General features: G+C 56.1%; 24 protein-coding genes and 1 tRNA gene. 21 read left to right on the top strand and 4 right to left on the bottom strand.

Annotated elements, in window-relative coordinates:
- Nucleotides 1-226 precede the first annotated feature (226 nt).
- The 21 genes from ABD971_RS26295 to ABD971_RS26395 all read left to right on the top strand — a co-directional run bounded on the left by ABD971_RS26295 (nt 227) and on the right by ABD971_RS26395 (nt 18,754).
- The gene (locus ABD971_RS26295) at nt 227-535 is read left to right on the top strand and encodes a hypothetical protein (RefSeq protein WP_345326830.1); all 309 of its coding nucleotides are present in this window, start codon (nt 227-229) and stop codon (nt 533-535) included.
- Nucleotides 519-2,744: a terminase gpA endonuclease subunit gene (locus tag ABD971_RS26300; RefSeq protein WP_345326831.1), complete on the top strand. Its 2,226-nt coding sequence runs from the start codon at nt 519-521 to the stop codon at nt 2,742-2,744. Before ABD971_RS26295 ends, ABD971_RS26300 begins: the two co-directional genes overlap by 17 nt.
- Nucleotides 2,745-2,758: 14 nt before the next feature.
- Complete coding sequence (locus ABD971_RS26305) at nt 2,759-3,061, top strand: hypothetical protein (RefSeq protein WP_345326832.1); 303 nt, start codon at nt 2,759-2,761, stop codon at nt 3,059-3,061.
- Between the two features lie 46 nt (nt 3,062-3,107).
- Nucleotides 3,108-3,329 (top strand): hypothetical protein, encoded by a 222-nt coding sequence (locus ABD971_RS26310; protein ID WP_345326833.1) that lies wholly within the window; start codon nt 3,108-3,110, stop codon nt 3,327-3,329.
- Nucleotides 3,330-3,340: 11 nt separating this feature from the next.
- Entirely contained in the window at nt 3,341-4,690 is a 1,350-nt protein-coding gene (locus tag ABD971_RS26315; protein WP_345326834.1) for a phage portal protein, read from the top strand.
- Nucleotides 4,691-4,918: 228 nt separating this feature from the next.
- Nucleotides 4,919-5,881 (top strand): Rossmann-fold NAD(P)-binding domain-containing protein, encoded by a 963-nt coding sequence (locus tag ABD971_RS26320; RefSeq protein WP_345326835.1) that lies wholly within the window; start codon nt 4,919-4,921, stop codon nt 5,879-5,881.
- A gap of 92 nt (nt 5,882-5,973) precedes the next feature.
- Entirely contained in the window at nt 5,974-6,912 is a 939-nt protein-coding gene (locus ABD971_RS26325; protein ID WP_345326836.1) for a major capsid protein, read from the top strand.
- A 5-nt stretch (nt 6,913-6,917) separates the two neighbouring features.
- Entirely contained in the window at nt 6,918-7,286 is a 369-nt protein-coding gene (locus ABD971_RS26330) for a hypothetical protein (RefSeq protein ID WP_345326837.1), read from the top strand.
- Nucleotides 7,273-7,743 (top strand): hypothetical protein, encoded by a 471-nt coding sequence (locus ABD971_RS26335; protein WP_345326838.1) that lies wholly within the window; start codon nt 7,273-7,275, stop codon nt 7,741-7,743. The genes ABD971_RS26330 and ABD971_RS26335 overlap by 14 nt, the downstream gene beginning before the upstream one ends.
- 12 nt (nt 7,744-7,755) lie before the next feature.
- Complete coding sequence (locus tag ABD971_RS26340; protein ID WP_345326839.1) at nt 7,756-8,253, top strand: hypothetical protein; 498 nt, start codon at nt 7,756-7,758, stop codon at nt 8,251-8,253.
- A gap of 2 nt (nt 8,254-8,255) precedes the next feature.
- On the top strand, nt 8,256-8,618 hold the full coding sequence (locus tag ABD971_RS26345; RefSeq protein ID WP_345326840.1) for a hypothetical protein: 363 nt from the start codon (nt 8,256-8,258) through the stop codon (nt 8,616-8,618).
- A gap of 46 nt (nt 8,619-8,664) precedes the next feature.
- Entirely contained in the window at nt 8,665-8,991 is a 327-nt protein-coding gene (locus ABD971_RS26350; RefSeq protein ID WP_345326841.1) for a hypothetical protein, read from the top strand.
- 38 nt (nt 8,992-9,029) lie between these two features.
- Complete coding sequence (locus ABD971_RS26355; RefSeq protein WP_345326842.1) at nt 9,030-9,218, top strand: hypothetical protein; 189 nt, start codon at nt 9,030-9,032, stop codon at nt 9,216-9,218.
- Between the two features lie 118 nt (nt 9,219-9,336).
- Complete coding sequence (locus tag ABD971_RS26360) at nt 9,337-9,846, top strand: hypothetical protein (protein WP_345326843.1); 510 nt, start codon at nt 9,337-9,339, stop codon at nt 9,844-9,846.
- Entirely contained in the window at nt 9,839-13,102 is a 3,264-nt protein-coding gene (locus ABD971_RS26365) for a hypothetical protein (protein WP_345326844.1), read from the top strand. The genes ABD971_RS26360 and ABD971_RS26365 overlap by 8 nt, the downstream gene beginning before the upstream one ends.
- Complete coding sequence (locus ABD971_RS26370; protein WP_345326845.1) at nt 13,102-13,980, top strand: hypothetical protein; 879 nt, start codon at nt 13,102-13,104, stop codon at nt 13,978-13,980. The genes ABD971_RS26365 and ABD971_RS26370 overlap by 1 nt, the downstream gene beginning before the upstream one ends.
- 3 nt (nt 13,981-13,983) lie before the next feature.
- On the top strand, nt 13,984-14,685 hold the full coding sequence (locus ABD971_RS26375; protein WP_345326846.1) for a hypothetical protein: 702 nt from the start codon (nt 13,984-13,986) through the stop codon (nt 14,683-14,685).
- A 123-nt stretch (nt 14,686-14,808) separates the two neighbouring features.
- Nucleotides 14,809-16,500, top strand: a complete 1,692-nt coding sequence (locus ABD971_RS26380; RefSeq protein WP_345326847.1) for a hypothetical protein — start codon at nt 14,809-14,811, stop codon at nt 16,498-16,500.
- Between the two features lie 820 nt (nt 16,501-17,320).
- A complete protein-coding gene (locus ABD971_RS26385) occupies nt 17,321-17,590 on the top strand; it encodes a hypothetical protein (RefSeq protein ID WP_345326848.1) in 270 nt (89 codons plus the stop codon).
- Between the two features lies 1 nt (nt 17,591).
- On the top strand, nt 17,592-17,837 hold the full coding sequence (locus tag ABD971_RS26390; protein WP_345326849.1) for a hypothetical protein: 246 nt from the start codon (nt 17,592-17,594) through the stop codon (nt 17,835-17,837).
- Between the two features lie 533 nt (nt 17,838-18,370).
- On the top strand, nt 18,371-18,754 hold the full coding sequence (locus ABD971_RS26395; RefSeq protein ID WP_345326850.1) for a recombinase family protein: 384 nt from the start codon (nt 18,371-18,373) through the stop codon (nt 18,752-18,754).
- A gap of 132 nt (nt 18,755-18,886) precedes the next feature.
- Here ABD971_RS26395 and ABD971_RS26400 read toward each other — a convergent pair whose 3' ends face one another.
- The 4 genes from ABD971_RS26400 to ABD971_RS26415 all read right to left on the bottom strand — a co-directional run bounded on the left by ABD971_RS26400 (nt 18,887) and on the right by ABD971_RS26415 (nt 21,668).
- Nucleotides 18,887-19,090 carry a DUF1580 domain-containing protein gene (locus ABD971_RS26400; protein ID WP_345326851.1) on the bottom strand — a complete coding sequence of 68 codons (204 nt, stop codon included), beginning with the start codon at nt 19,088-19,090 and terminating at the stop codon, nt 18,887-18,889.
- Between the two features lie 97 nt (nt 19,091-19,187).
- Nucleotides 19,188-20,378 carry a tyrosine-type recombinase/integrase gene (locus ABD971_RS26405; protein ID WP_345326852.1) on the bottom strand — a complete coding sequence of 397 codons (1,191 nt, stop codon included), beginning with the start codon at nt 20,376-20,378 and terminating at the stop codon, nt 19,188-19,190.
- Nucleotides 20,379-20,500: 122 nt separating this feature from the next.
- A tRNA-Asn gene (locus tag ABD971_RS26410) sits at nt 20,501-20,573 on the bottom strand.
- 642 nt (nt 20,574-21,215) lie between these two features.
- Nucleotides 21,216-21,668: an ATP-binding protein gene (locus tag ABD971_RS26415; RefSeq protein WP_339946754.1), complete on the bottom strand. Its 453-nt coding sequence runs from the start codon at nt 21,666-21,668 to the stop codon at nt 21,216-21,218.
- Nucleotides 21,669-22,655: the final 987 nt, after the last annotated feature.

Below are 22,655 nucleotides of genomic sequence, written 5' to 3' on the forward strand. Positions count from 1 at the left end.
AGGGAGGAAACCGCGTGGGAGCGTCGCGTGGAGTCATTATTGCCATGAATACCTGGAATGAATCACATCGAAACAACGCGGGTCCTTTCTGGAGGTCTGAAAACTCGAACCCTCACAAGGAACGGCTAACTCGTTAAACAGACGAAGCGCTACACAGGTGCACGGGGGTAGGGGGAATTTTGCCGGAGCACGAGATTGACCGACGCATATTGAGGAAATGGACCAGATGGACATCGTAAATCGCTCCGACATGCAACTCGCAGAAAAAGCCGCGCGAGAACGGTGGGAAATGAGCGACGATCAACGCAGCAATGTCGTTTCTCAGCTCGTGGCGATCATTGCCGACCCAAGTGCCAAGAACCGGGAAAAGATCGCAGCATCGCGTGCACTGGCGGCCTTCGATCGTTTGAACGTGGATGAAAAGCCCAAGACACGAACGAACGTGAATCTCAATCTGGAATTGAGCGAGAGGAAAAAGGATTTGAGGCGACGGATCGAGGGACTCACTGGGAGCGACGATGATCAAGGTTCCTGATCGCTCCTCTCTGCTCGCCATGCTGGATGAGATCAGTGATCCTGATGACCTTGCTGCATTCGAAGAGCTGCTGCAGGAATGCGAAGAGACTCTATACGCCGAGCCAGAGCAAAAGCTTACTCGCGCCGAGAAGATGCGAGCCGCATCGGCCAAGGCCCAGCGATCAGCGGTGCACGATGCCCAGGACATCGGACGTCCCCCCGAGGGCCTCGGTGACGACGATCGTCGAAAGCAGTCTGATGGGTCGCTCCTCTACCATCTGAAGACGTACCACGCGAAAACGTTCTGCTTGGAGTTCTCTCCAGACCATCTGCGGTTGATCAAGCAGATCCAGGACACGCTAGAAAACGGTGGGCAAAAGGCGATCGCGTTGATGCGAGGGGCGGGTAAGTCGTCGATTCTTCGCATCGCGGTTCTGTGGGCAGCCATCACCGGGCGCCGCCGGTTCGTGTGTTTGATCGCGGCAAGTTCGACGAGTGCCCGCAAGCTGATGCGAGCGATGAAGAAGACGATTCTCACGAATCGATTGCTTCACGCTGATTACGCGGCCGAGCTTCATTGCATGATCAGCCTGGGGAATCGATCGACTCTCGCAGCTGGGCAGCATGTCGAAGGTGTTCGGACCGGTGTTCTGTGGGAAGCCGGGATGATCGCATCCGGCTACATCGAAGGCGTTAAGACGTCCGAATTCGTCATCAGCTGCGTTTCGATTCTTGGTGACGTCCGAGGCCAGCAATACATCACGACGACCGGTGAAACGATCCGGCCTGACTGTGCGTTGCTCGATGACCCACAGACCAAAGCATCGGCCAAATCAAAGCCCGCTTCGCGAAACCGGGTAGAGATCGCGAACGCAGACGTTTTGAAGATGGCGGGCGGGGCGGTGAACATCGCAGCGTTTGCGGCGGTGACGATCATCCGCAGAGGTGACATGGCCGATCAGCTGACCGATCGGAAGATTTCACCGTACTGGCGGGGCGAAAAGGTCCCCTGCGTCAAGAAGTTCCCCAGCGAAGCGGCGATGGAGTTATGGGCCGAGTTCCAGGAACAGTACGAAGCCGAATTGGAGTTGGACGCACCGCACTCGGGCAGCAAAAAGTACGTCCAGACCAATTTCGATGCGATGCATGAAGGCGCGGAGCTGTTTTGGGATGCCAACTACGATCGCAAAACGGAGGTTTCAGCCCTTCACAGGGCGATGATCGAGCGGGCCAAAGATCTGGATTCGTTCAATGCCGAGCTGCAACTCAAACCGACATCGGACAAGGACGGTGGAACGACCGAACTGTGGGATCTGCAGTCTGATGAGGTCGCCAGACGGATCAGGCCTTTCGGGCGAAACGAGATGCCCGATCGTGGCGAGATCGTTACCGGCTTCATCGACATCCAGGAAAGCTTCCTTTCGTACACCGTGATGGCGTTCGATCTTGGTGGCCGCGGGCATGTCATCGATTACGGAACGTTCCCTGAGCAGCCAACCCGCTATTACCAGAAACGAAATATCTCTAACTCGCTACTTGATGAGTTCGGTGAACGCCCTCTCGCTGATTTGATCACGTCCGGACTCGATGCGTTGGTGGAAGACTTGCTTGGGCGTGAGTTCATTCAGGATCAACGCGTTTACTCGATCGACAAACTTGGGATCGACAATCGCTTTGCGTTGGTGGCAAACGATGTGAGAGCGTTTGTACTTGAGCATATGCATCGCAGTCGTTTGGTCCCGATGCTGGGGCGGTTCATCGGCGCCAACACCAGGCACTGGCAAAAGCTAAGTGGCGGCAAGGTGAGACGCACACGCGGGGTGAACGTCGCTTTTCAGGATCCACCAAAGGGAGTCAAAGGCGTTCCGGAGTTACACGTCGATACCAACTATTGGAAGTGCCAACTCGCATCCGGCTTATCGGTACCGATGACGTCACAGACGGCCATCAGCCTGTTCGACGACACGCAAGAGAATCACTTACTGCTTGGTGAGCATTGCGAAGCGGAGCAACCCTACTTCGAAGAAGCCAAGAATGGCGACCGATGCATCGTGTGGAAAGCTAGAAACCGGCCTTGTGAAAATGAAAAATGGGACGAGATGACAGGGTGCATGGCACTGGCGTCAACTCTTGGCGTTTTTGCCAAGGCGAAGAAGTCGAACACCGGACAGTCCGACACCACGAAGAAGCAAAAGCCGAAGTACGGCACGTCCAAGTTGAATTGTTAGGGGAGAGCAGAGCAATGGCGAAACGACGAGTAATGACCAAGTCGATGAATGTTGAGGGAACGCAAACCCGATGCCCGAAATGCCTCAGCATCAAGCGAACCAAGTATCACCGGGTGATCACACGGCAGATCAGCGGTGTCCTGAGAAACGGACAGACGTATGACCATATCGTGTGGCGTCGCACCAAATGCCTCTCCTGCAACCAAGGAAGGACCGAGCGAGCGTACGAGCGTGCCGGTATTTTGATGCCTGGACGTGGCTCAGGACGCATCGAAGTGCGTGATTTACCGAGCCAAACGGACGTTTCCGCAAGGTAGGCCCTTTTCGGTTGGAACGCGTCCCAGCCAGCCCTAATTTCTGGGCATGGCTAAAGCAAACAGACGAACGACGTCCCAAGACGAGATCAGGGCTCGCATCCAGCAGATCGATGAGATCTTGGCATCGGGTGTCGAGTCGGTCACGACTGCAGGCACGACAACGAAGATCAATGCAGACTCTCTGCGCAAAGAGCGTGCTCAGCTTCGCCAACAGGTTCGAGGCAATCGCAACAGCCTGTTCACTCCCATCCACACATCGGGAGTATAGGCATGGGTGCGATGAATCGAGCCATCAGCCGAGTGAAGAGTGCGTTCACGTACGACGCGTTGACCCCCAAGGGCCGACGCAAAGCCGTCTCTCGAACGATCACGCGTGAGGACAACCACACACGTGGGTCAAAGCATCGAGCACTGCAGGCGAATGCAGGCGACCTCGTCCGCAACATGGCGGTCTGTGCTTGGGCTGTTCGTCGACATCTCGATTACGTCGCCAACTTTTCGTTCAACACTCGGACACCGCGGCCGGAAGTGAACGCCCAGATCGAGCGGCTGATGACTGAGGACTCTCGTCCTGAACGTTTCGACGTGGCGGGCAAGTTCGGCCGTGAAAAGATGTTTCGGATTGCCGAGGCACGTCGTGTTGTGGACGGCGATACGCTCTTGGTCCAGATGAACGATGGCCGGACGCAGGGCATTCAGGCTGACTTGATCAAAGACCCAGCCGACAAGCAGCTCGATGAGGAGTGGATCAACGGCGTTCGTGTCACTGGCACCGGCCGGGCGATGGAATTCGGCATCCACAAACGAGAAGGCTACATCGGAACGGTCGAGCATCGCCGGATTAAGGCAGCAAACGCGATTCACTACGGATTCTTTGGCGATCGATACGCAGCCGATCAGGTTCGGGGCGTTTCACCGCTGACCGCAGCACTGGATCCCCTACGGGATTTGAAAGACGCGATCACTCTGGCCCAGGCGAGAAGCAAGGTAGCCCAGCTGTTTGCCATGGCGATCAGTCGAGATGCCCCCGAGGACCATGGGGACGACGACGAAACCGAAGATCCAAACTACGCGTTGGATCTGAACGATCCGATGCTCTTGAACCTGCAGCCGGGCGACAAAGCCGAGTTTCTCGAATCTCGCACCCCGAGCACCGAGTTCCAGGCCTTCAGTGTGTTGGTTATTCAACTCGCGCTCAAAGCATTGGACATCCCCTACAGCCTGTTTGATGGCTCTGCATCGACGTTCTACGGCGGCCGTGCTGAGTGGCTGCATTACGTAGCAGCATGCAAGGACAAGCGTTGCGACCAATTGGAAATGCGACGCCAGTTCACCGTGTGGAAGCTTCGCCAGTGGATTCGTGATGGCCGTCTGGTTCTGCCACGTGGCTGGATGGTCGGCGACATCGATTTCGATTGGATCCCGACCAGCACCAACGCGTGGTGGGACAAGGGTAAGGAGACCAAGGGGCATGTAGCAGCCATCGGCGCCGGTCTCGACACGCCACAACGAGTCTGTGCCGAGCTGGGCATGGTCTACCAGGACAACATCGATGCCATTGCCGAAGCAGCCGAGTACGCCAAGAGCAAAGGCATTGTGCTTCCCTACGCGACCACCACGGACGCTTAACCACTCAATAGGACCATTCAAAAGATGACTCAAACAGCAACCCGACCTGCAGCACCCCAAACGCCAGTCAAAGAGACATTGTTCCGAGCTGGACGCGCTAACGTCGATGCTTCGAAGCTGGACGTCGATCGAGAAGGCGGGCGGTTTGAAGCCGGACTGATCAAGAACGTCTCGCTGATCGCAGTCGGTGAAGCACTCGGTCATGAACTCTGGATTGATGAAGTCACGTTGGCCCAAGTGGCTGAGTTCGCGCAGGCTAACAGCGAAGCAGGCGTGAAGTGCCGCTTCACACATCCCGGGATGAGTTCAGACGGCATGGGTCGATTGCTTGGACGCATCCACGACGTCCAGGTGAGCGACGATCGAGCAACGGGCGACCTGCACCTTGCAAAGCTTGCGCATGACACGCCAGACGGTGACCTTGCTGATTACGTGATGAACCTCTGTGAAGAGGATCCCCGGGCAGCCGGGCTATCGATCGTGTTCCACCACGACTTTGAAGCTGAAGCGAAGTTCATGGAGGAAAACCAAGAAGAGCATTCGTACGAGAACTATCGAGGCGACATCGTCACCGGGATGCGTTTTAAGTCGCCCGATCCCAACAACGTCCACAACTATCCACACGTTCGCCTGTCGCAGCTGAATGCAGCCGACGTGGTCGATGATCCGGCCGCAAACCCTGACGGCATGTTCGATCGACAGGGCTTAGCCCGAGAAGCCAGCGAGTTTCTGTCTTACGTGGCGGGGCTCAGCGAAGACAAACCAAACACAACCTCGTTCGGTGTTGATGCCGATCGCGCAAAGCAATTCCTGGGTCGTTTCCTTGAAAGTAACGGCCTTTCTATTACCTCGAAGGAGCCAACCGTGGCAACTGAAAAGAGTGAGCCCACAGTGGCTCCAACCCGTGAAGACTTCGCGGCCGAGCTGAACAAGTTCAATGCGAAGTTTGGTGCCGAGAACGGCAGCAAGTGGTTCACCGAAGGCAAGAGTTTTGCCGAAGCTTTGGAGCTTCATTGTGAAGCCCTGAGTGCCGACCTGACCGCTGAAAAGGAAGCCCGCACCGAAGCTGAAGAGAAGCTTTCTTCGCTGCAGCTGGGCGAAACGGAGCCTGTTTCGACGGGTGCCAGCGATAGCGACAGCACGAAGGAAAAGAAGACCTTCGCGCAATACACCAAAGGTCAAAAAAGCTAACTAAGCATCGCTGCGAACCGCACGCGATTTACATAATCCAAAATCACCCGCATCAGCCGAATGGCGGTGCAACATAGAAGGAAGTTTGAAAGATGGCTAATGCATTTGTAGGTACCGCTGAACTGTTGCAACTCGGTGATGGGAACATCAGCGACATCGACGTTAGCGAGTTGTTGGAGGAAGCGCCGTTCTTGAAGGTGCTTTCGGCAATCGAAGCGAGTCACGAGACCAGCCACGAGTGGCTGAAAAAGACCGCTGCACCGGGTGCTGGCTTCCGTGCTGTCAACGACGGCCGGGAGAACACGAAGGCGACGTACACCAAGGTGACGCAGGCTCTCAAGCTGTTTGACGCGTCGTTCGCAATCGACTTGGCGGTGGCGATGTTGCCCAGCGGCGATGCGTTGCGACGTCGCGAGGCCAAGGACCACCTGATGGCGTCATTCGCTGCCATGGAAGCACAGGTCTTCTACGGAACGGGTGCTGACTCGGACGGATTCGCAGGCTTCGCCAACGAAGCGACGGTCGACAAGAAAGATGACGCGATGGTCGTTGATGCGACCGGTACGAGCGTCGGAGCGGCAACCAGTGTCTGGGCCGTTCGTGTCGGCGAAGAAGCGGTTTCGGCCGTTTACGGCAAGGGCGCGACCATCGAGATCGGTGAAGAGTACCAAACCGTCTTGGAAGGATCGTCCACCGGTACCTACGACGCGATGCGTACCCCGATCCTGTTCTGGGGCGGTGTTCAAATCGCGACCAGCTTGGATTTGGGCCGCATCGTCAACCTGACTGCCCAATCGGGCAAGACCTTGACGGATGACTTGATCATCGAGTTGATCAGCAAGTTCCCTGCGGGTCGTGGTCCTACGCACTTGGTGATGAATCGCCAAAGCCAAAAGCAATTGCAGCAGTCGCGAACGGCAACCAATGAGACGGGAGCACCTGCCCCGTTGCCTTCGGAAAGCCACAACGTGCCGATCGTGGTCACCGACCAGATCAGCAGCACTGAAGCAATCGTCGCAGCCACGGCCTAAGCCCAATGAACTTGATGCAACTCGGACTGAAGATTCACGCGGCTGCCCTGCATAGAGCGGCGGGTGAGTTCGTCGAATATCGCAGCGGTCTCACACGAGGTCGTGTCAAAGCGGTGGTCGGTGAATCTACGTTCGAGCAGGGGGACGGCGAAGCGATGATCGAGGTCAAAACAATTGACTTCCTCATTGAACCGTCGGAACTCAAACGCATCGGGATCAGGGAGCCAAAGCGAGGAGACCAGATCACACGTAAATCGGGAGAGATCCACGACACCTGCCAGGGTTCAAGCGATTCCGTTTGGGAATGGTCGGATGCGGCAAACAAGACGTTCGTCGTGGTTCACACAGTGAGGAGCGGCAATGAGTCGTGCTAGTGACGTTCGAGACGCTGTGATTGCAGCGATCAAAGAGCAGATGCCTACCGAGACAGTCGAGGCGTTCGTTCTTCCCAGGTTCACGAAAGAGGAGCTGGTTGAGAGCGGTCCACGCATCGCGGTGCGGTTTGCGCGTCGTGATCTTCGTGTTGATCAAGGCCCCGATGAACGGGACGTCGTGATACACGTCGGTGTGGTCGATGTCATGCCGCCAAACCAAGGAACGGGAAGTTCCTACCGAGTCGAGGAAGTCGCCGCATTTGATGCAGTGGACGCACTCATGGAACAAGTAATCGCACTCTGGACGCCCAACGGTCCCCTGTCGCGTTGTTACATGGCTGAGCATTGGTTCGTATCGATCACTCAGCCTTTCGTGTTGGATGAAAAAGAACTCAAGGACAACAACAACTTCGTGTTGCTCGTCCAACTTACTTACCGAGATTCAATCGACGAATAGGAGTCGACAAACATGGCTGGACCAAGTGATCTGCAACGCGGAGCTTACGCGGGCAAAGAAACCAAACTGTACGTGAACATCGGCGGCACTTATGCCGAGCCGACGTGGGTGGAAGTCACTCGCGCCCGCAACGTTCAACGCAACCGTGGCCCGAACCTAAGCGACGTAGAAATGCACGGCGCAGCTGAGACGGGAGCTGTACCCGGATACCGCGCGATGAAGGGCAGTTTTGAATATGCCCGTCTGAAGGGAACCGACACCGTGTGGGCTGCGTTGGAAGCTGCTCGTGATGCTGGCGACATCGTCGACATCTGCCATTTGAATGGCCCAGTCACCGAAACGGCAAGCAAAGGCTGGCGTTGCCCCGTCTTGCTTGGCGAGACCTCGGGCTCGGCCAACGGCAACGATGGAGTCGTCGACACGATCCCGTTCAGCAAAGCGGATGCTCACAAAATCTCCGATGGCAGTGCTGTGAACTACGAACCCTACAGTGGCACGGACCCAGCGTAATCATGGCTACGAAAACGACCCGCGGCGAAATCGCTGCTCTGGCCGCACGACTGCCGCAAGGCAAGCTCTACGACTGGTGCGCTTCAGTGGCAAATTCCGGCATGCCCACTGATGTTGTTTATGTCGGCAATCAAGTGCTCTCTGATTGTCGTCAAGCAGCGATTTCGCCTTTGAAACAAGAGAGCAAAACCAAAACCAAGTCCAAGAAACGAGAGAGCAAAAAGAATGAAGACCTTCAGCGACAACAAGGGCGAGATCTGGACGTTGAGTCTGAGCTTGCAGAAGACTCGAAAGATGCGGGAAGCCCTGGGGCTGGACCTGCTGAATCCGAATCACTACCTGCAGATTCTGAACAGCCTGACTGATCGCATGGCGTTCGTTTTCCTTCTTTGTGAAGAGAAGGCGACAGCCATGAAAGTCGATGCTGATCAGTTCGAGGAACGACTTTACGACAGCCCACAACGAGACGGCGTCTCAACGGAGGCGAGCCTAGCGTTCATTCAGGAGACCGAGGATTTTTTCCTGAAGTTAGGGCAGAAAGCCCTGGCAGCGATCGCGAGGAAATCGATCGAGTCGATGAAGTCGGGCAAGGCGAAAGTCGACGAGATGATTGCGAGTGGGCAGTTCGATTCGCTCCTTCAGAAAGCCCAAGACGAGATGGATGCGTTGTTGCCGCCCAGCGTTGGGAGTGGGTCTTCGAACTCTCAGCCATCGCAGGAGTCGACTGGCAGCCATTAACGCTGCGGGAGTTGGTTGCAGCAGCCAAGGCGAAACAGATGGCTGCTTGGGATCATACGGCCGACCTGATGGCGTTGTACGCGACGATCCACGCGGGCAAGCAGTATCAGCGGGATCACTTCCACCCGTATCGAGAGTTGCCACCAACGCCACAGCACGACCTTGATGATCCCGGGGCTGAGTATGACCGGCTTATCGCGCTGGAGTCTCAGAAACGAGGCCCCTGAGCAGGCATTTTTCCGGCCGGATGTCCCTGCAGTCTCGGAAACTAAGCCACCGAGCAGGCTATGTCGACATTGTAACCACCAGCCTCATTCGTGCCAGATGATCACTTTCACCGCCAATATGAGCAAAGCAGTCGTCGACCGTAAGGCGTTGACTGCTTCTGTGGATCGGGGAATTGATAAGGCGATGCCGAAGTCGCTCGATTCAATGAGGCGACGGATCCAGGGCAACTACAAGGCTCGCAGTCGTCCGAGTCGCCCAGGCGAATCACCAAGTGTGCATTCATTCGGGCGAATGTCTCTCCAAAACGTGCAGGTTGAATACAACGCTCGCAAGAAGACCGGCTATGTGGGCCCGGCACTGCTCAGCGGCCAACGCTCTTTGGTCGAAACCGATCAACCGCTACCAGGGCTTTTGGAAGGCGGTGGCTGGATCACGGTTCCCGAGGTGTCGTGGGATGGCGAGCGGTGGTTCACGGAAACCCGGCGTCGGAGAGCGAAACCCGGTCAGAAAAGAAGAAAGCGGCGTGTTCGCATGGCAGCACGTCCAGCGATTGGCCCAGCGTTCAACGCTGAGGTCCAGTCCGGTAACACCCTATCCCCGTGGCAAAACGTGGTAACAAATGGCTAGTGCAGTTCAGATGGGTGAAGGCTATATCTCGATTGGCCTTCGAAACAGGATCGATCAAGGCGCCCGAGGCGTACAGGCAAGCCTGGACAAGATCGGCACGCAAACGGCGAAGCTTGGGGCGTTGGTCTCGGCAACGTCGGCAGCGATCCTCACAGCGCCGGTGATGGCGGCATCACGTCTACAAGAGACGATGAGCAAGTTCGATACAGTGTTCGGCGATTCGTCGGGCGAGATGCGTAAGTGGTCGACTATCGCGGCCGATGCGTTGGGAACGTCCAAGCGTGAAATGGAAGACATGCTCAGCGGCATGCAAGACCTGCTCGTGCCGATGGGTGTCGTTCCCGATCACGCGGCAAACATGTCGGCAACGCTCAGCCAGCTAGCAGTCGACTTAGGGTCGTTCAACAACGTTTCGACCGACAAAGCGTTTACTGACCTGATGGCGGCTATGACCGGTTCGGGTGAGGTAATGAAGAAGTACGGCGTCATCCTGTCGGAAACAGCGGTCAAACAAGAGATCCTGAACATGGGTCTGGATCCAAAGACGGCCGACAACGCGACGAAAGCCCAGGCTCGTTTGAACATCATCATGCGAGGAACGACAGCCGCGCAAGGCGACGCGATTCGGACTGCTGATGGATTCGCCAACCAGATGAAGCGATTGTGGGCAGTCGTCGAAGACGTTTCGGGTGTAGTCGGTGGAACGCTGGTCGATGGCTTTGCCTCGTTCGTTGGCCTGGCAGTCAACGCTGGATCGACTGTTCGCACGTTCGTGGAGAACAATCGCGATCTAGTGACGGTTGCTACAGCCTCAGCGGTGGCGGTTGGATTGGCTGGGGCGGGGCTCGTTGGATTCGGAGTAGCAACCAAGTTGGCGGCAACCGGCCTTGGTGTGTTCGTAACGGCCGCCACGGTTGGGGCGACGGTGATCGGCACCGCGTGGGCGGGTGTAGGACTCGTGATGTCGGCCCTTCAGTACAAAGCATCCATTGGGGCGGCCGTTGTCTCGATGGTCTGGAAGGCCAGCGCTGGAATCGTATCGAGTGCATGGTCGGCATTGGTGTCCACGTTATCGACGGCCTTCAGTTCGGCGACCTGGATCGCAGGGGCAGCGGTCACGACAGCGGCGTGGGTCGCAAGCGCCGGGGCGATCGCGGTAGCAATCTTCGGACTCGATGCCGTGTTACTCACAACCGCGGCGGCAGCTACAGCAGCATGGGGCGGAGCGGCCGGGACGATCGGCACGATCTGGACTGCGGTAAGCGGCTTGCTCGCAACGTTGTCGGTGGCAACTTCGGGGGCATGGGCAGCCGGAGCGGCGTTGGTGTCGGCCGGTTGGGCTGGCGTGTCGTTTGTCCTCACCGCACTGAGTGGCCCTGCTGGCATCCTGGCTGGCTTGGCAACGATCGCAACGGCGGCATGGACCGCAGGGGCGGGATTGGTTGGAACGGCGTGGACGGCACTCACAGGGGCGTTTGCAGCCTCAGGACTCGCAGGCGTAACAGCGGCGGGGCTCGCTTCGGCCGCGTGGAGTGCCCTCGGTGTCGTCATGGCGGCATTGGCTGTTGAGTCCAGCATCTCGAGCGCAGTCATCGCCACAGCGTGGAGTGCAGCAGCGGCATTGGCATCGCTGGCCTGGAGTGGATTCACGGCCGTCTTGGCATCGGCGTTGACCCCAGCGGCATTGATGACGGCGGCATCGTTCGTTGTTTCGACCGCATGGAGCGCCGCGGCCGGTGTCGCCAGTGCTGCATGGTCGACAGCTTGGGCAATTATCTTGGCCCCAATTACCCCGTTCCTCGTGGCGGGTGCTGCAGTGGTGGCGATGATCGGTGTCATGGCCGGTGGACTCGCAGCGTTAGCGATTTCGACAATCGACTTCGGTGGGGCGTGGACCAAAGCCAAGGGAGCCATCAGCGAGGTCGTTGCGATCGTGAAGCTGATTTCATCGACCATCATGGGTGCTCTATCGATTGGCGAATACGGCATGGCCGCACAAGCATTGTGGGCTGGCGTTCAGCTAGCGTTCTGGTCGGGACTGGAAGGAGCGATCGAGGCGTTCAAGTGGTTCTTTTCTGAAGCGTGGGAAATGACCAAGTCGTTCTTCACTAAGTTGCTTGAGTTCACTGCCAGCTCGATGATGACGCTCGCTCAGGCGATCGCGAATCCGACGATGGCCGCGGCGCTCGTGTTTGGCCAACTCGCATCGATTGCAGATTCAAGCATCTCGTTCGACATCTCAGCCAATGCAGATGCTGCCCGCCAAGAGCTACGGGACCTGCTGGCGAAGATCGAAGCGGCTAAGACCGATGCGGAGAAAAAGCGGGAAGCAGATTTGATCCGTGACGAATCGAAGTCCCCTGAGGAAGTGGCAGCTGAGAAGAAAGCCACGATCGATCGACTTGAGAAAGACGGAGCCCTGACCAAGCAGGAAGCCGATAAGGCTCGGGCTGCAATCGATCAACAGGCCAAAGGCAGTACCCACGAGGCGGATGCGTTCAAAGACAAGCTTCGCGCGATCAATCTCGAAATCATTGCATTGGAACACGGCGAAGATGCGGCCGAGCGAAAGCGACTTGCCGACGAAGGGCTTACGGCAACCCAGATCAAGATGATCCAAGCGTTGAAGGCCAAGAAGAAGGCACTCGAAGAAGCCCAGCAAGCCGAGAAGGATGCCGGACAACAGCGAGTTGATGCCGTGTTCCGGAAGGCCGATGAGCTACGGAAGGACGGAGCATCGCCCGACGCGATCTTCAAGGCGGTCATGAAACAGATCGACACCGACCAGAAAGCGGGACGGATCAACGACGACCAAGCCAAAGACGCACGAGGACGGGCCCGCGGCAACCTGGACGACGCGATGGGGCAATTACGAGATCAAGGCCGGGCAATGGCTGAGGCTCTCAGAACGCCACAAGAAAAGCTAGGTGCGGAGCTGAAACGAATCACAGACCTACAAGACCGTGGGTTCATTGACGAAAAGACCGCGCTCAGGGCTGAAGACAAAGCACGTCGCGAGTTTGCCGACGCGACTGCCAAGAACGAAGAGAAGGCCAATCAGCAATTCGAAGGGATTGAGCAGGAACAGCGACGGGTTGGTCCGTCGGCGACGTTCAGTGGATTTGCGGCGGCGATCATCGGAGGATCTGGCAACAACTTTGAACGTGACCAATTGAAGGCTACAAGAGACGTGGCCAAGCACACGAAAATCATCGCCAAAGAGGCGAAGAAGGACAAAGGGGGCAAGTTCAAGTAATGGCTACTGACTTAGTGCATGCGAGTGAACTCGCCAACGGACTCTACGGCAGCGTGGGCGTCCACAACGGCATCTCAATTCGAGAGATTTCCGGTCGAAGTGGTACCGAATCGGCTAGCGGTGCAGCGACGGCCCAGCGAACGTTTTTGGCATCGGGAACGACCGATCCGGTGGCAGCGAGAACGGCGTTGATCGATGGGCCGGTGCTGATTGATACCTTCGACGGGATGTATCGCGACATCATCGAGTGGGAGCAAGGCGAATCGTACGACTCGTGGTTGCTGACGGTGAAATACAGCTTCACGCCAGCGCCGGGACGCTACACCGTATCGATCGATACCACGGGAGGCTCGATTCTTCAAACAACGGCGTTGGCTCAGGTGGCTTATCCCGCCACGGGAGAGACGGCGATCGATTACGGCAAGGCAATCGATGTCCAAGACGGATCGCCCCAGGGCGTGGAACGCATCATCCCGGCACTGAAGATCAACGTTCGCGCCCGCATCTCCGGCGATTACACCGACGAAGAGGACGCGATGGACTACGCGTTTTTGATCGCAAGCTGCACTGGCCACATGGCATCAGGGACGTTCCTCAAGCATGCACAGGGCGAGTTGCTGTTTATGGGCGCAACTGGAGACATCATCGGCGAAGACCCGACACTCGACTTTGCATTCTTGTCGTCGAAGAACATCACGAACCAAACGATCGGCGACGTCGTTGGGGTGACAAAGCTTGGCCATGACTATCTGTGGTACGACTTCAAACGGGCGAAGCACCCGACAACGAAGATGCCGATCACCTCGGTACGGCAAGCCAACGTTGGTCGCATCTATGGATTCGCCGATCTGTCGGTTCTGAAAATCGGTGAGGTGTAAGCAATGGCGAATCTAAAAGTCTCGCCCGGCGACGACATCACGGCGGCGCTACACAACCAAATCGTCGATCGTTTGCCCAGCAGTAAGGCCGGTAAGCCTGCAATCGTTGGGGGGATGAGCCACAACTGGGTTCCCGTGCAGAACGATAGTGAAGACGACTTCGAAGAAGCTGACGTGGTCGCAGTGTTGGACTACCAGGGACCGACCGACAAGATCTATGACACGCAGCAAGCTGTTGAGTTTCTGATCGAAGAGCCGGACCCATCCGAAACGCAAACTCTCGGCGTCTGCTTGGCGCCGATCGCGGCCGGGCAACCGGGATACGTCGTCATCATCGGTGTGGCGCATGTGAATCTGGTCGTTACGAACGTGGCACACCAGTACGCGATCCCTGATCCATCATCGCCCCGAAGGCTGACCAGTTCGCCCTATGGGCCCGCTCGCATCATCGATACGGTGAACAGCAGCCGCGGCATCGTGGTGTTTGGCGTGGACGTTCCAGTGCTGGTTCGGTTCGCAATGACATCGGGTTGGACGAGCGGTGCTGCAACCGCAACGATCAAGACAATGACCGGTGACACAATTCGGACCGGCAGCATCGAAGACCCCGAAGGCATCTTTACCGAGCTAAGCAGCGGAGACAAAGGCTTGGCGGTCATGCAGGGTGGCAAGTATTACATCACCCAAGCGCACTGCGGGAGCTAATTGATGGGATGGTACGGGCCGAGAGGCAATTGTGGGTGCTGCATTAGCTGTGACATCTTCGAGGTAAAAACGGGGCCGGCCGGTGGATTCGATCCACCGAATGACGAGACCAAGTTTGAGACCGTGATCGATAGTGACAGCACTGAATGGCGGGCGGTAAAGAAGACGCTTCCGAAGACGTATTTTGCGATCGATCTTGAAGCGGAGCTGATCTACGACGGCAAGGCGATTGAGTACGCGTTGTTGGATCAGGATGACAACGTCTACTTGCGCTGGTCGATCAGTAATTCGGTCGAGGACATCTCAAGCGGTAGCTATACCAAGCTCGTGACTCGCACGTATGAGGTGACGTACGGTGGCGAGACAAAGACGCTCACGAACCAAAAGGCGTACACAAGCGTTGATGCGAGATGGGAGACGTGGGGCCATATCTTGGTCGTTCGCGAGGACACCGCGGCGATTCTGCCGATCAATTGGGATGATGGCATGAGTTCGTCGGTGAACACGTTCGAAAAGCCATCGGACTTTTACAGCGCAACGGCCGCGGGGGATTTCGATCACGTCAAGCATATCGAGCACACTTACCCGAACCCGGCATACGATCCTGGTGACCCTGGGGCCGAACCGGAGACGCTCAACGTCTACAGCCGATACGCTGGCTATCGATCATGCGTGATTCCCACTCGCGACCTAGGTGATGCGACCAACTACCGAATCGCTTACCGATTCACCCCAGGATGGTCTCATGCCACAGCTGGCAGCGTAAGCAATTGGCCGAAGCTTTCGTTCGTTGCCCGGCGAATCCACCAAGAGTCGATCACCGTCACCGAAGAGGATCCCTACGCGATGTGTGAGGATCAACCGGAGGTGAACGCGGCGTGTGAAGAGATCACGCCACACCCGGTATCGTTTCCCTTTTACGCGATGCCTCGTTGGCGGTTCGATGACATCGAGTTGCCGATCACGATGGTCGATGACTCAACAGTCGATGGCATTCTGATGCAGGGAGACTTCCCGGCATCGAGATGGAAACGAGTCTACAAAGGGCAAGTCGATTCACTTGGTGCCCAGGCCTACAACTATCTGTTCATGGAGTCGCAAGAGCACCTGACAGCCACACGAACGATCGAGGATGCAAACAACGAGTTCGACTTGGTTTTTAACGGTGGTGACATCAACGATCCGGCCAACTGGTCTCCGATCGTGACCGAGATTGCATCACCAAAGCCAAGGCGAAACGCAAAGGCAACGGTGTGGCTCTATCCGAGTGATTCCGATCCGTGCGAGTGGGATGTTGAATACGAGATTGAATTGCAGATGGAGCTGGCATGGACCCATAAGGTCCTCCAAAGCCCTGGTGTGTACGTCGATTCTGACTTCCACACAAACAAGCAATTCCGTGTTTCGGTCTCGTACCAACCGGGCGACACAATGGGCACGGTAAGACCATCATCCCAAAAAGGTGACCCGCACTACCACAGCGGCAGCAATCGAAGGCTCGCGGCGGTGAGATTCCTAGCTGGATCATCGGGCAGGTCCCCGATCACACTGCCCCGGTGGAGAAGCACGCCAAGTGACGTGGTTGTAGACACGTCGGCACCGCAATTCGCTGAGATCGTAGGAGGGACCTTCAATCCGAGCAATTACATCGGTGACGTTGCTTACTTTCCTGTCACGTTCCACTTTAGCCACATCGAGAAACGATCTGGTTGGAACCAGATGTATGCGTACTGGGATGTCGACTACGTCGCTCTTCACAAGACTCATGCGACGACATTGATCGCTGACACCGAGGCCGAACTATGGCACCCGTAGTCGAGTTCACGTGCATCAGTTGCCGGAGAACCTACAAGGCGACTGGCGAAGCAGAGTGCAAGATCTGCAAACCGAACCGGATCCATCTCAAACAATGCTTACCAATCTGCAGGACGAATCGGTGCGGGCACTTTGGGTGCGACCGATGCGATGGCGATGGCTGCAAACTGCTGAAGAATCCAAAGCAGCTGGTCAAAATGTTGCTGGAAGGCAAGGGCTGCCCTTTGCATCTACCTTCATTTCCATCGGTCGCTGAGTTGAAAACAAAGGTAGTAGCGAGTGCTACGCGGCTCTCGTAGTCCGCAGCTTTTCTCGCTTTGGGCGGTGCAATCCGCCATCGCCGAATCAACTTCGGCTGTATTGTTTGTGATCACTTTCGTGTCACGCATCCCAGTGTACTCACCACCGTCCAGAGTGACCAGTGGAAACGATGGCGCACTCAAAACGGCATTTGAAGTTGCCCTCGCGACCACCAATGATGATTGCATCCGAAGAGAGAGCCTTCGGTGTTTCTTCCACCTAAAGATGAGAGCAATCATGGGTGTCCTCAGCGAGAGCGTGCAGTGTCCCGAGACAACCTGCACCGCGTGCAGCGAGTGCCGCAGTCCGTCAGTAGCGTATAGAGGCCGCGTATGCTGCCTGTCGTGCGATTTGAGACGTTTGGCGAGAATTCTTGACCGGGGAGTGCCGTTTGTGCTCGGAGCGTTCCTGGGGGCGTCTGGGGCGGTCGTGTGCGTTATTGCCCTAACTGCGATTCAAATGTTTGTCGGCGAGTGATATAATCCCGCGAACAAGCTGAAAGCCATTAGGAGAAGGAAAAGTGGGTAAGGCAAAAGGCAACGCACCGGCTTCCGAACGTGACCGTCTGATCACCGAACTGCGCCGAGCTTACGGGGCGTGGAACATGCCAGAGGACGTGCTACTGGAAGAATCAGAGGGCACTCTTATTCGCAGATACGTGGTGGCGAAACTCATGGCTGTGGATAGCTGCGAAGCCCTCAAACTGGGGGTCAAAATTGCTATATCACTACTGCTTGGAGTTGTCGCTATGATTAAACGTGCGTCCAAGCTAACAACCATCAGGAAGTGAAATGCAGTCAATGAAAGAGCTTCAGAGGGTAAGGATTACCAAAGCGATTCTCGGGATAGTCCATATGCAGGTTTGCGCGGTAGACGATGCAACGGATGAGGAAATACTGGAGTTCTGCAACCGCAACAACTCGTCCGATGATCACAGCGTATGGAAAAAAGTGATCCGTGAAGGCAGTGAAGGGCCGTTTTCGCCGACAAAGTGCAAAGACTACGAAGGGCGAACTCACTTCGTGGTTGGCTCTTAGGTGCGGTAAAATGCCATTTGGCCAGAACCATGAACAAAGTCTCGGGTGCCCAGACGCTGCTTACAGGGCGTCGCGACCGATGTGAGTCGCTAGGGTGATTTTCGCCACCAGATTTTCGGGTGGACAACTTGTCCTCCCGAAAACACATCCGCCTCGATTTAGCCCGCAATTTACGGCACTTTCGCCAATTTCTGGCTGCCGACGACTCGGTCAAAATCGCCCGAAATCGGCAAGAACGGGCATTCCCGAAGATGGATTTCACGCCTGATTTTGTACCGGCCGGGGCTAGGGTAGGCGTGGAGGTCTCAGTTACCAGGCCACTGAGCGGGCGATCTATCCGGCATGTCGGGGTCTCACCTCGGTGGCGACATCCCACTATCTGATTTGGGTGGCGACTCTTGGCGCCGGTGTGCTATTCTACGGCGGGCTAGGTGCGGACTAATTACCCGAGCTGAAAGTCAGTTTCTCGACTGATTGCCCGATTTTTACTTTCGAGAATCCACCCACCGCTAACGAGAAAGCGAGTGTCTAGCATGGCAACCAAAAACGCGGTCGCGTACGTCCGCATGTCGACGGACGACCAAGAGGCGTCTCCAGAGCAGCAACGAGACGAAATCGGCAAGTACGCAGCCCAGAACGGCTACAAAGTCATTCGCTGGTACGAGGATCTAGGCGTAAGTGGCGACAACACGGACAAGCGTATCGACTTTCAGCGGATGATCGGGGCGGGAGCCTCGGGGGAGTTCGAGGCGATTCTCTGCTGGGACCAAGACCGCTTTGGCAGGTTCGATATGATCGAGGCCGGTCGATGGATCCATCCATTGCGTCAAGCTGGCGTTCACCTGGCAACTTGCACCGATGGCCGGATTGATTGGTCTGACATGGCCAGCCGGTTGGTTTACTCGGTGTGTCAGTAACCAAGCCCCTGACCAGGCGTTTCTACCCTAACACAGTCTCAGTTACGACGCCACTGAGCAGGCGATGGGGGCAGCATATCACGGTCGCGTGATCGCCGCCAAGTCGTTTTCCAGTCTCGCAATCGGCAATCGTCATTGAGTCGCAGCAAAGAATCGCGTGATGGCCTGCTTGGTGGTGAGGATGTTCGATCCGATCTTGATCGTTTCCAGCTTGATGCCGTTGATTCCTCGCTTGTGCCATCGCCAGACGGTGGAGAGGTGTGGGTGAGTAGGGATTTCTTTAACGGCCTCGTTCAACGTGATGAGGTCTTCGGTGAGTAGATTCAGCTTTGACATAAAAAATGCTCCTCGTTGTTTAATGCAATCCGATACGACGGATGCAAGTCAACGAGGAGCGTTGCACATGAAATTGCAATTGCAAGTCAGACGAACGTTAGGCTATCGAGGGTCCGGCTTTGGCTGCTTGGATCGCTTTTTCTTCGGTCTGCTTGGCGTAATGTTCGGTCATTGCCGCCTTTGAATGACCAAGAAGCGCTTGTGCTGCTTCGACACCCAGGGCATCGCGAACGACAGTTCCAGCAAGATGGCGCAGCTGGTAGGGAAACCAGTGATCGACTTTGGCTTTCTTCGCGGCCCGTTTGATTGCTTGGTGATAACCGTTAGTGCTGAACATATCACCGGCGCGTGACTTCGGATTGGCCTTTACGTTAGTTCCTGGCTTGTTCCTGCCCGGCCCATCGGGCGTAACACGATTCGCAGAGCGCTGATCACGGTACCACTGCGATGACTCTTGTGGCGAGAAGCAAAAAGCCTCGGGATCGCGAAAGAGGAGCGGGACGATAGCTTCCCGCGCATCACCGACGATCGGCACAGCCTTGGTTTTCCCACGATGGGCAGTTTTGTGCTTTGCGGGACGATAGATCCAGTCTTCACGACTTCGATCAATGTCGCATGGTCGCATCTTGCAGACTTCACCCGGTCGCATTCCCGTTGCTGCTTGCACTCTCACCATCGCTTTGACAGTAGGGGAGAGGTGTTTAGCAGTGGCTTTAACGATATCGATTTCAACGAACGTTACCGGATCCGGTTCAGGTGCCTCAGTTTGGCCGTAGCGGAGAGGTTCAAGCGAGTTGAGCGATACCAATTGATCCGGCTTCACAATTTCGCAGCTAACTGCATGCTTGAAGATGAGGACGATGTTGCGAACTTGGCGATTGACGTAGTTCCGACTGTTGCCGGACGCGATGAAGACTTCGCGAAGACGTGAAAGCTTGCGAGGTCCGAAGTCGGAAGCGGGCTCTTCACCGTATTCAAGCTCAATCAGGTCACAAAGACCGCGATAACGCCGAAGCTCTTTAACGTTGTTTGCGTACTTCGTTTTCATGTGCTGGCGAAACTCACCAGTGACGCATCGGACCGTAAGCGTCTGTTCGATTTGCCTCTTGGGCTTGTCGGGCGCTTTCAAACCGTTGCTGTTGTACTCCGAGAGCAGCGCGAAGTATTTGGCGCGGGACTCGGGGGAGTCGTATTCGCCTAGATAGAAGTCGCTGCCATCGAGTGTAACGACGGCTTGACCCGAGACGTGATACCGATAATCCGGCATCGCCTTTTTGGGACGTGGCATTGAAGATAACCCTCTCGTTTTGGGTTATCCGGTATGGGACTACCGGATAACTCTCTGTGAGACGGGTTGCACGGCACATTGCCGGTTACTCTAAGTTGAGTATCAACCACGATTTAGAACAGCTCCCCCGACAGGACTCGAACCTGTGACAAGCGGATTAACAGTCCGCTGCTCTACCGACTGAGCTACAGGGGATTTTTAAGCGTGATTCTTTACAAATCACTTAGACTTTCTTTCTCGGCAATTCCTTGCCGTCGTCTCTCTTAATTTGCCGAAAATTTACTGAAACTCCCCTGCCGTGGCAAGGGCGGGGGAGCTCAGATTTTGATTCATCTGGGATTTTTTCATGATCGCCGCCGATTCTGGCAATTCATTCGCCGGTTCGTCGCATCTGATTCACGCAAATACTGCTCCCCAATCACCCGACACCGACTCTTGCGGTAAATCACACCAACTTGGGGCGATTCGACTCCACTGGCTTCCCGTTTCAGCCTTCCCGTTTCAAGGGAACCAGCTGATCCCGGCAAGGTTCGGGCGGATGCGCCGGTTGTGAGTCCTGGAGTGAGAGATTCTGAGAGGCGTGGAGAGCCGGGGGCTGATGTCTTGAAGTTGCGGTTTTTCACAACCCGACGAGGATGCGAGGGAAAATGGATCTTGGTTCGGTCACCCCGCTGACGCGTCGGGTTATGATTTTCCGCAAAAACGACAATAGCACAAATGCAAAAGTTGCGGACGTCGGGGTGGGCGGCTTACAGGGGGACTGACGACAGGTTGGAAACCTATCTCACTTGGTGCGGACGAAACTCTTGACGAGTTTCGCTACGGGGCGAGCTGCGGTTAGGCTTGTGATTCGTCTTCGAGCGGGTTGTCGCCCTTGATCTTGATCATCGTCACTTCGTTGCCGATGTCATTGTAGTACACCTCGCTCATCACTTCGCTGATCAGCAGTACCCCGCGGCCGCCAGGGACATCCAGCAGGCTCTCTTGGCGTGGATCGGGGACTTTTTCGGGGTCAAACCCTTCGCCTTGGTCACGGATCCGAATCATCACTCGCTCGCTACAGCACGTCATCTCGACTTCGACCGTTTTGTCGCGAGCGTTGCGGTTGCCGTGACGCACCGCATTGACGATCGCCTCTTCGTACGCCAACTGGACGCGAAATAGATCCGTCGCAGGCCACTCACGCTGGCTCATCTCTTGAATCAGTTCTTCGACCAAGTCGCTGCCAACCCGCGTGTCGCTGGGAATCGTGTGTCGTCGCGTCCAGGAAGGACCGTGGTTAGTGCCCATGACGGATGTCTCTTTTCGCACGTGTTCTGAACTCACGTTGTTTGGGACGAATGAGGAAGGAATTGCTAAGTCGATCGCCGCATGTTTTTTTTCGTATCGTATCGCTGCCGGAAAAACCTGTAGCGTTTCTTCGCTTCTCGCTCGGCGAAAATCACGCTACACGCTCCTTTCGCGTTGCAAAAGTCGCGATGTTAACGTTATCGGCCGATGTCTTATTCGATCTGGCGTTTTTCGTAAACAGCATTCCGAACGTATCCCCCCCCCGAACTTCACAGTCGTCTGATTGCATGCAAATTAACCACCGCTGCCTCATCGAGGCTCAATTAATGAGCACGATGCGGGAATTCAGCGGCGATGGTGTGCTTCCACCGAACGAGGCTCTAGCTCGCGTTTCACGGGGACAGCTCGCAATAAAATGCTCGGCTCACCACAAATTCATCCAGATCCGATCAAAAATTCATCCGCTGTATTCGCGTCGAGCAAATGGCGTGCCCGTCGCAGCCTATAGACTTTGCGGTTTTGAGGAGAGGGGGCGAAGCGATGCGGACTGACGCTAAAGGGGCGTGGAAGGCGGGGGGAGAGCAGATGACAGGGGGACTGACGACAGGTTGGAAACCTATCCCACTTGGTGCAGACGAAACTCTTGGCGAGTTTCGCTACGGTGGAAGATTGATGCGGGGAGGGCTGGTGACAGGCTGGAAGCCTATCCCACTTGGTGCGGACGAAACTCTTGGCGAGTTTCGCTACGAGGGAAGATTGATGTTGGGAGGGCTGGTGACAGGCTGGAAGCCTATCCCACTTGGCGCGGACGAAACTCTTGGCGAGCTTCGCTACGGGGGAAGATTGATGCGGGGAGGGCTGGTGACAGGCTGGAAGCCTATCCCAAGTCAAGGTCGTCGGCATAGCTTGACTAGGCCGTAAGTGTTGTTGTATAAAGGGTTTCTGCAAAGAACGCTAGACACGCCATTTTAGCGAGTGTAGTTATTC

It is taken from the genome of Novipirellula rosea (genome assembly GCF_039541335.1).
In the GTDB taxonomy this organism is placed as follows: domain Bacteria; phylum Planctomycetota; class Planctomycetia; order Pirellulales; family Pirellulaceae; genus Novipirellula; species Novipirellula rosea.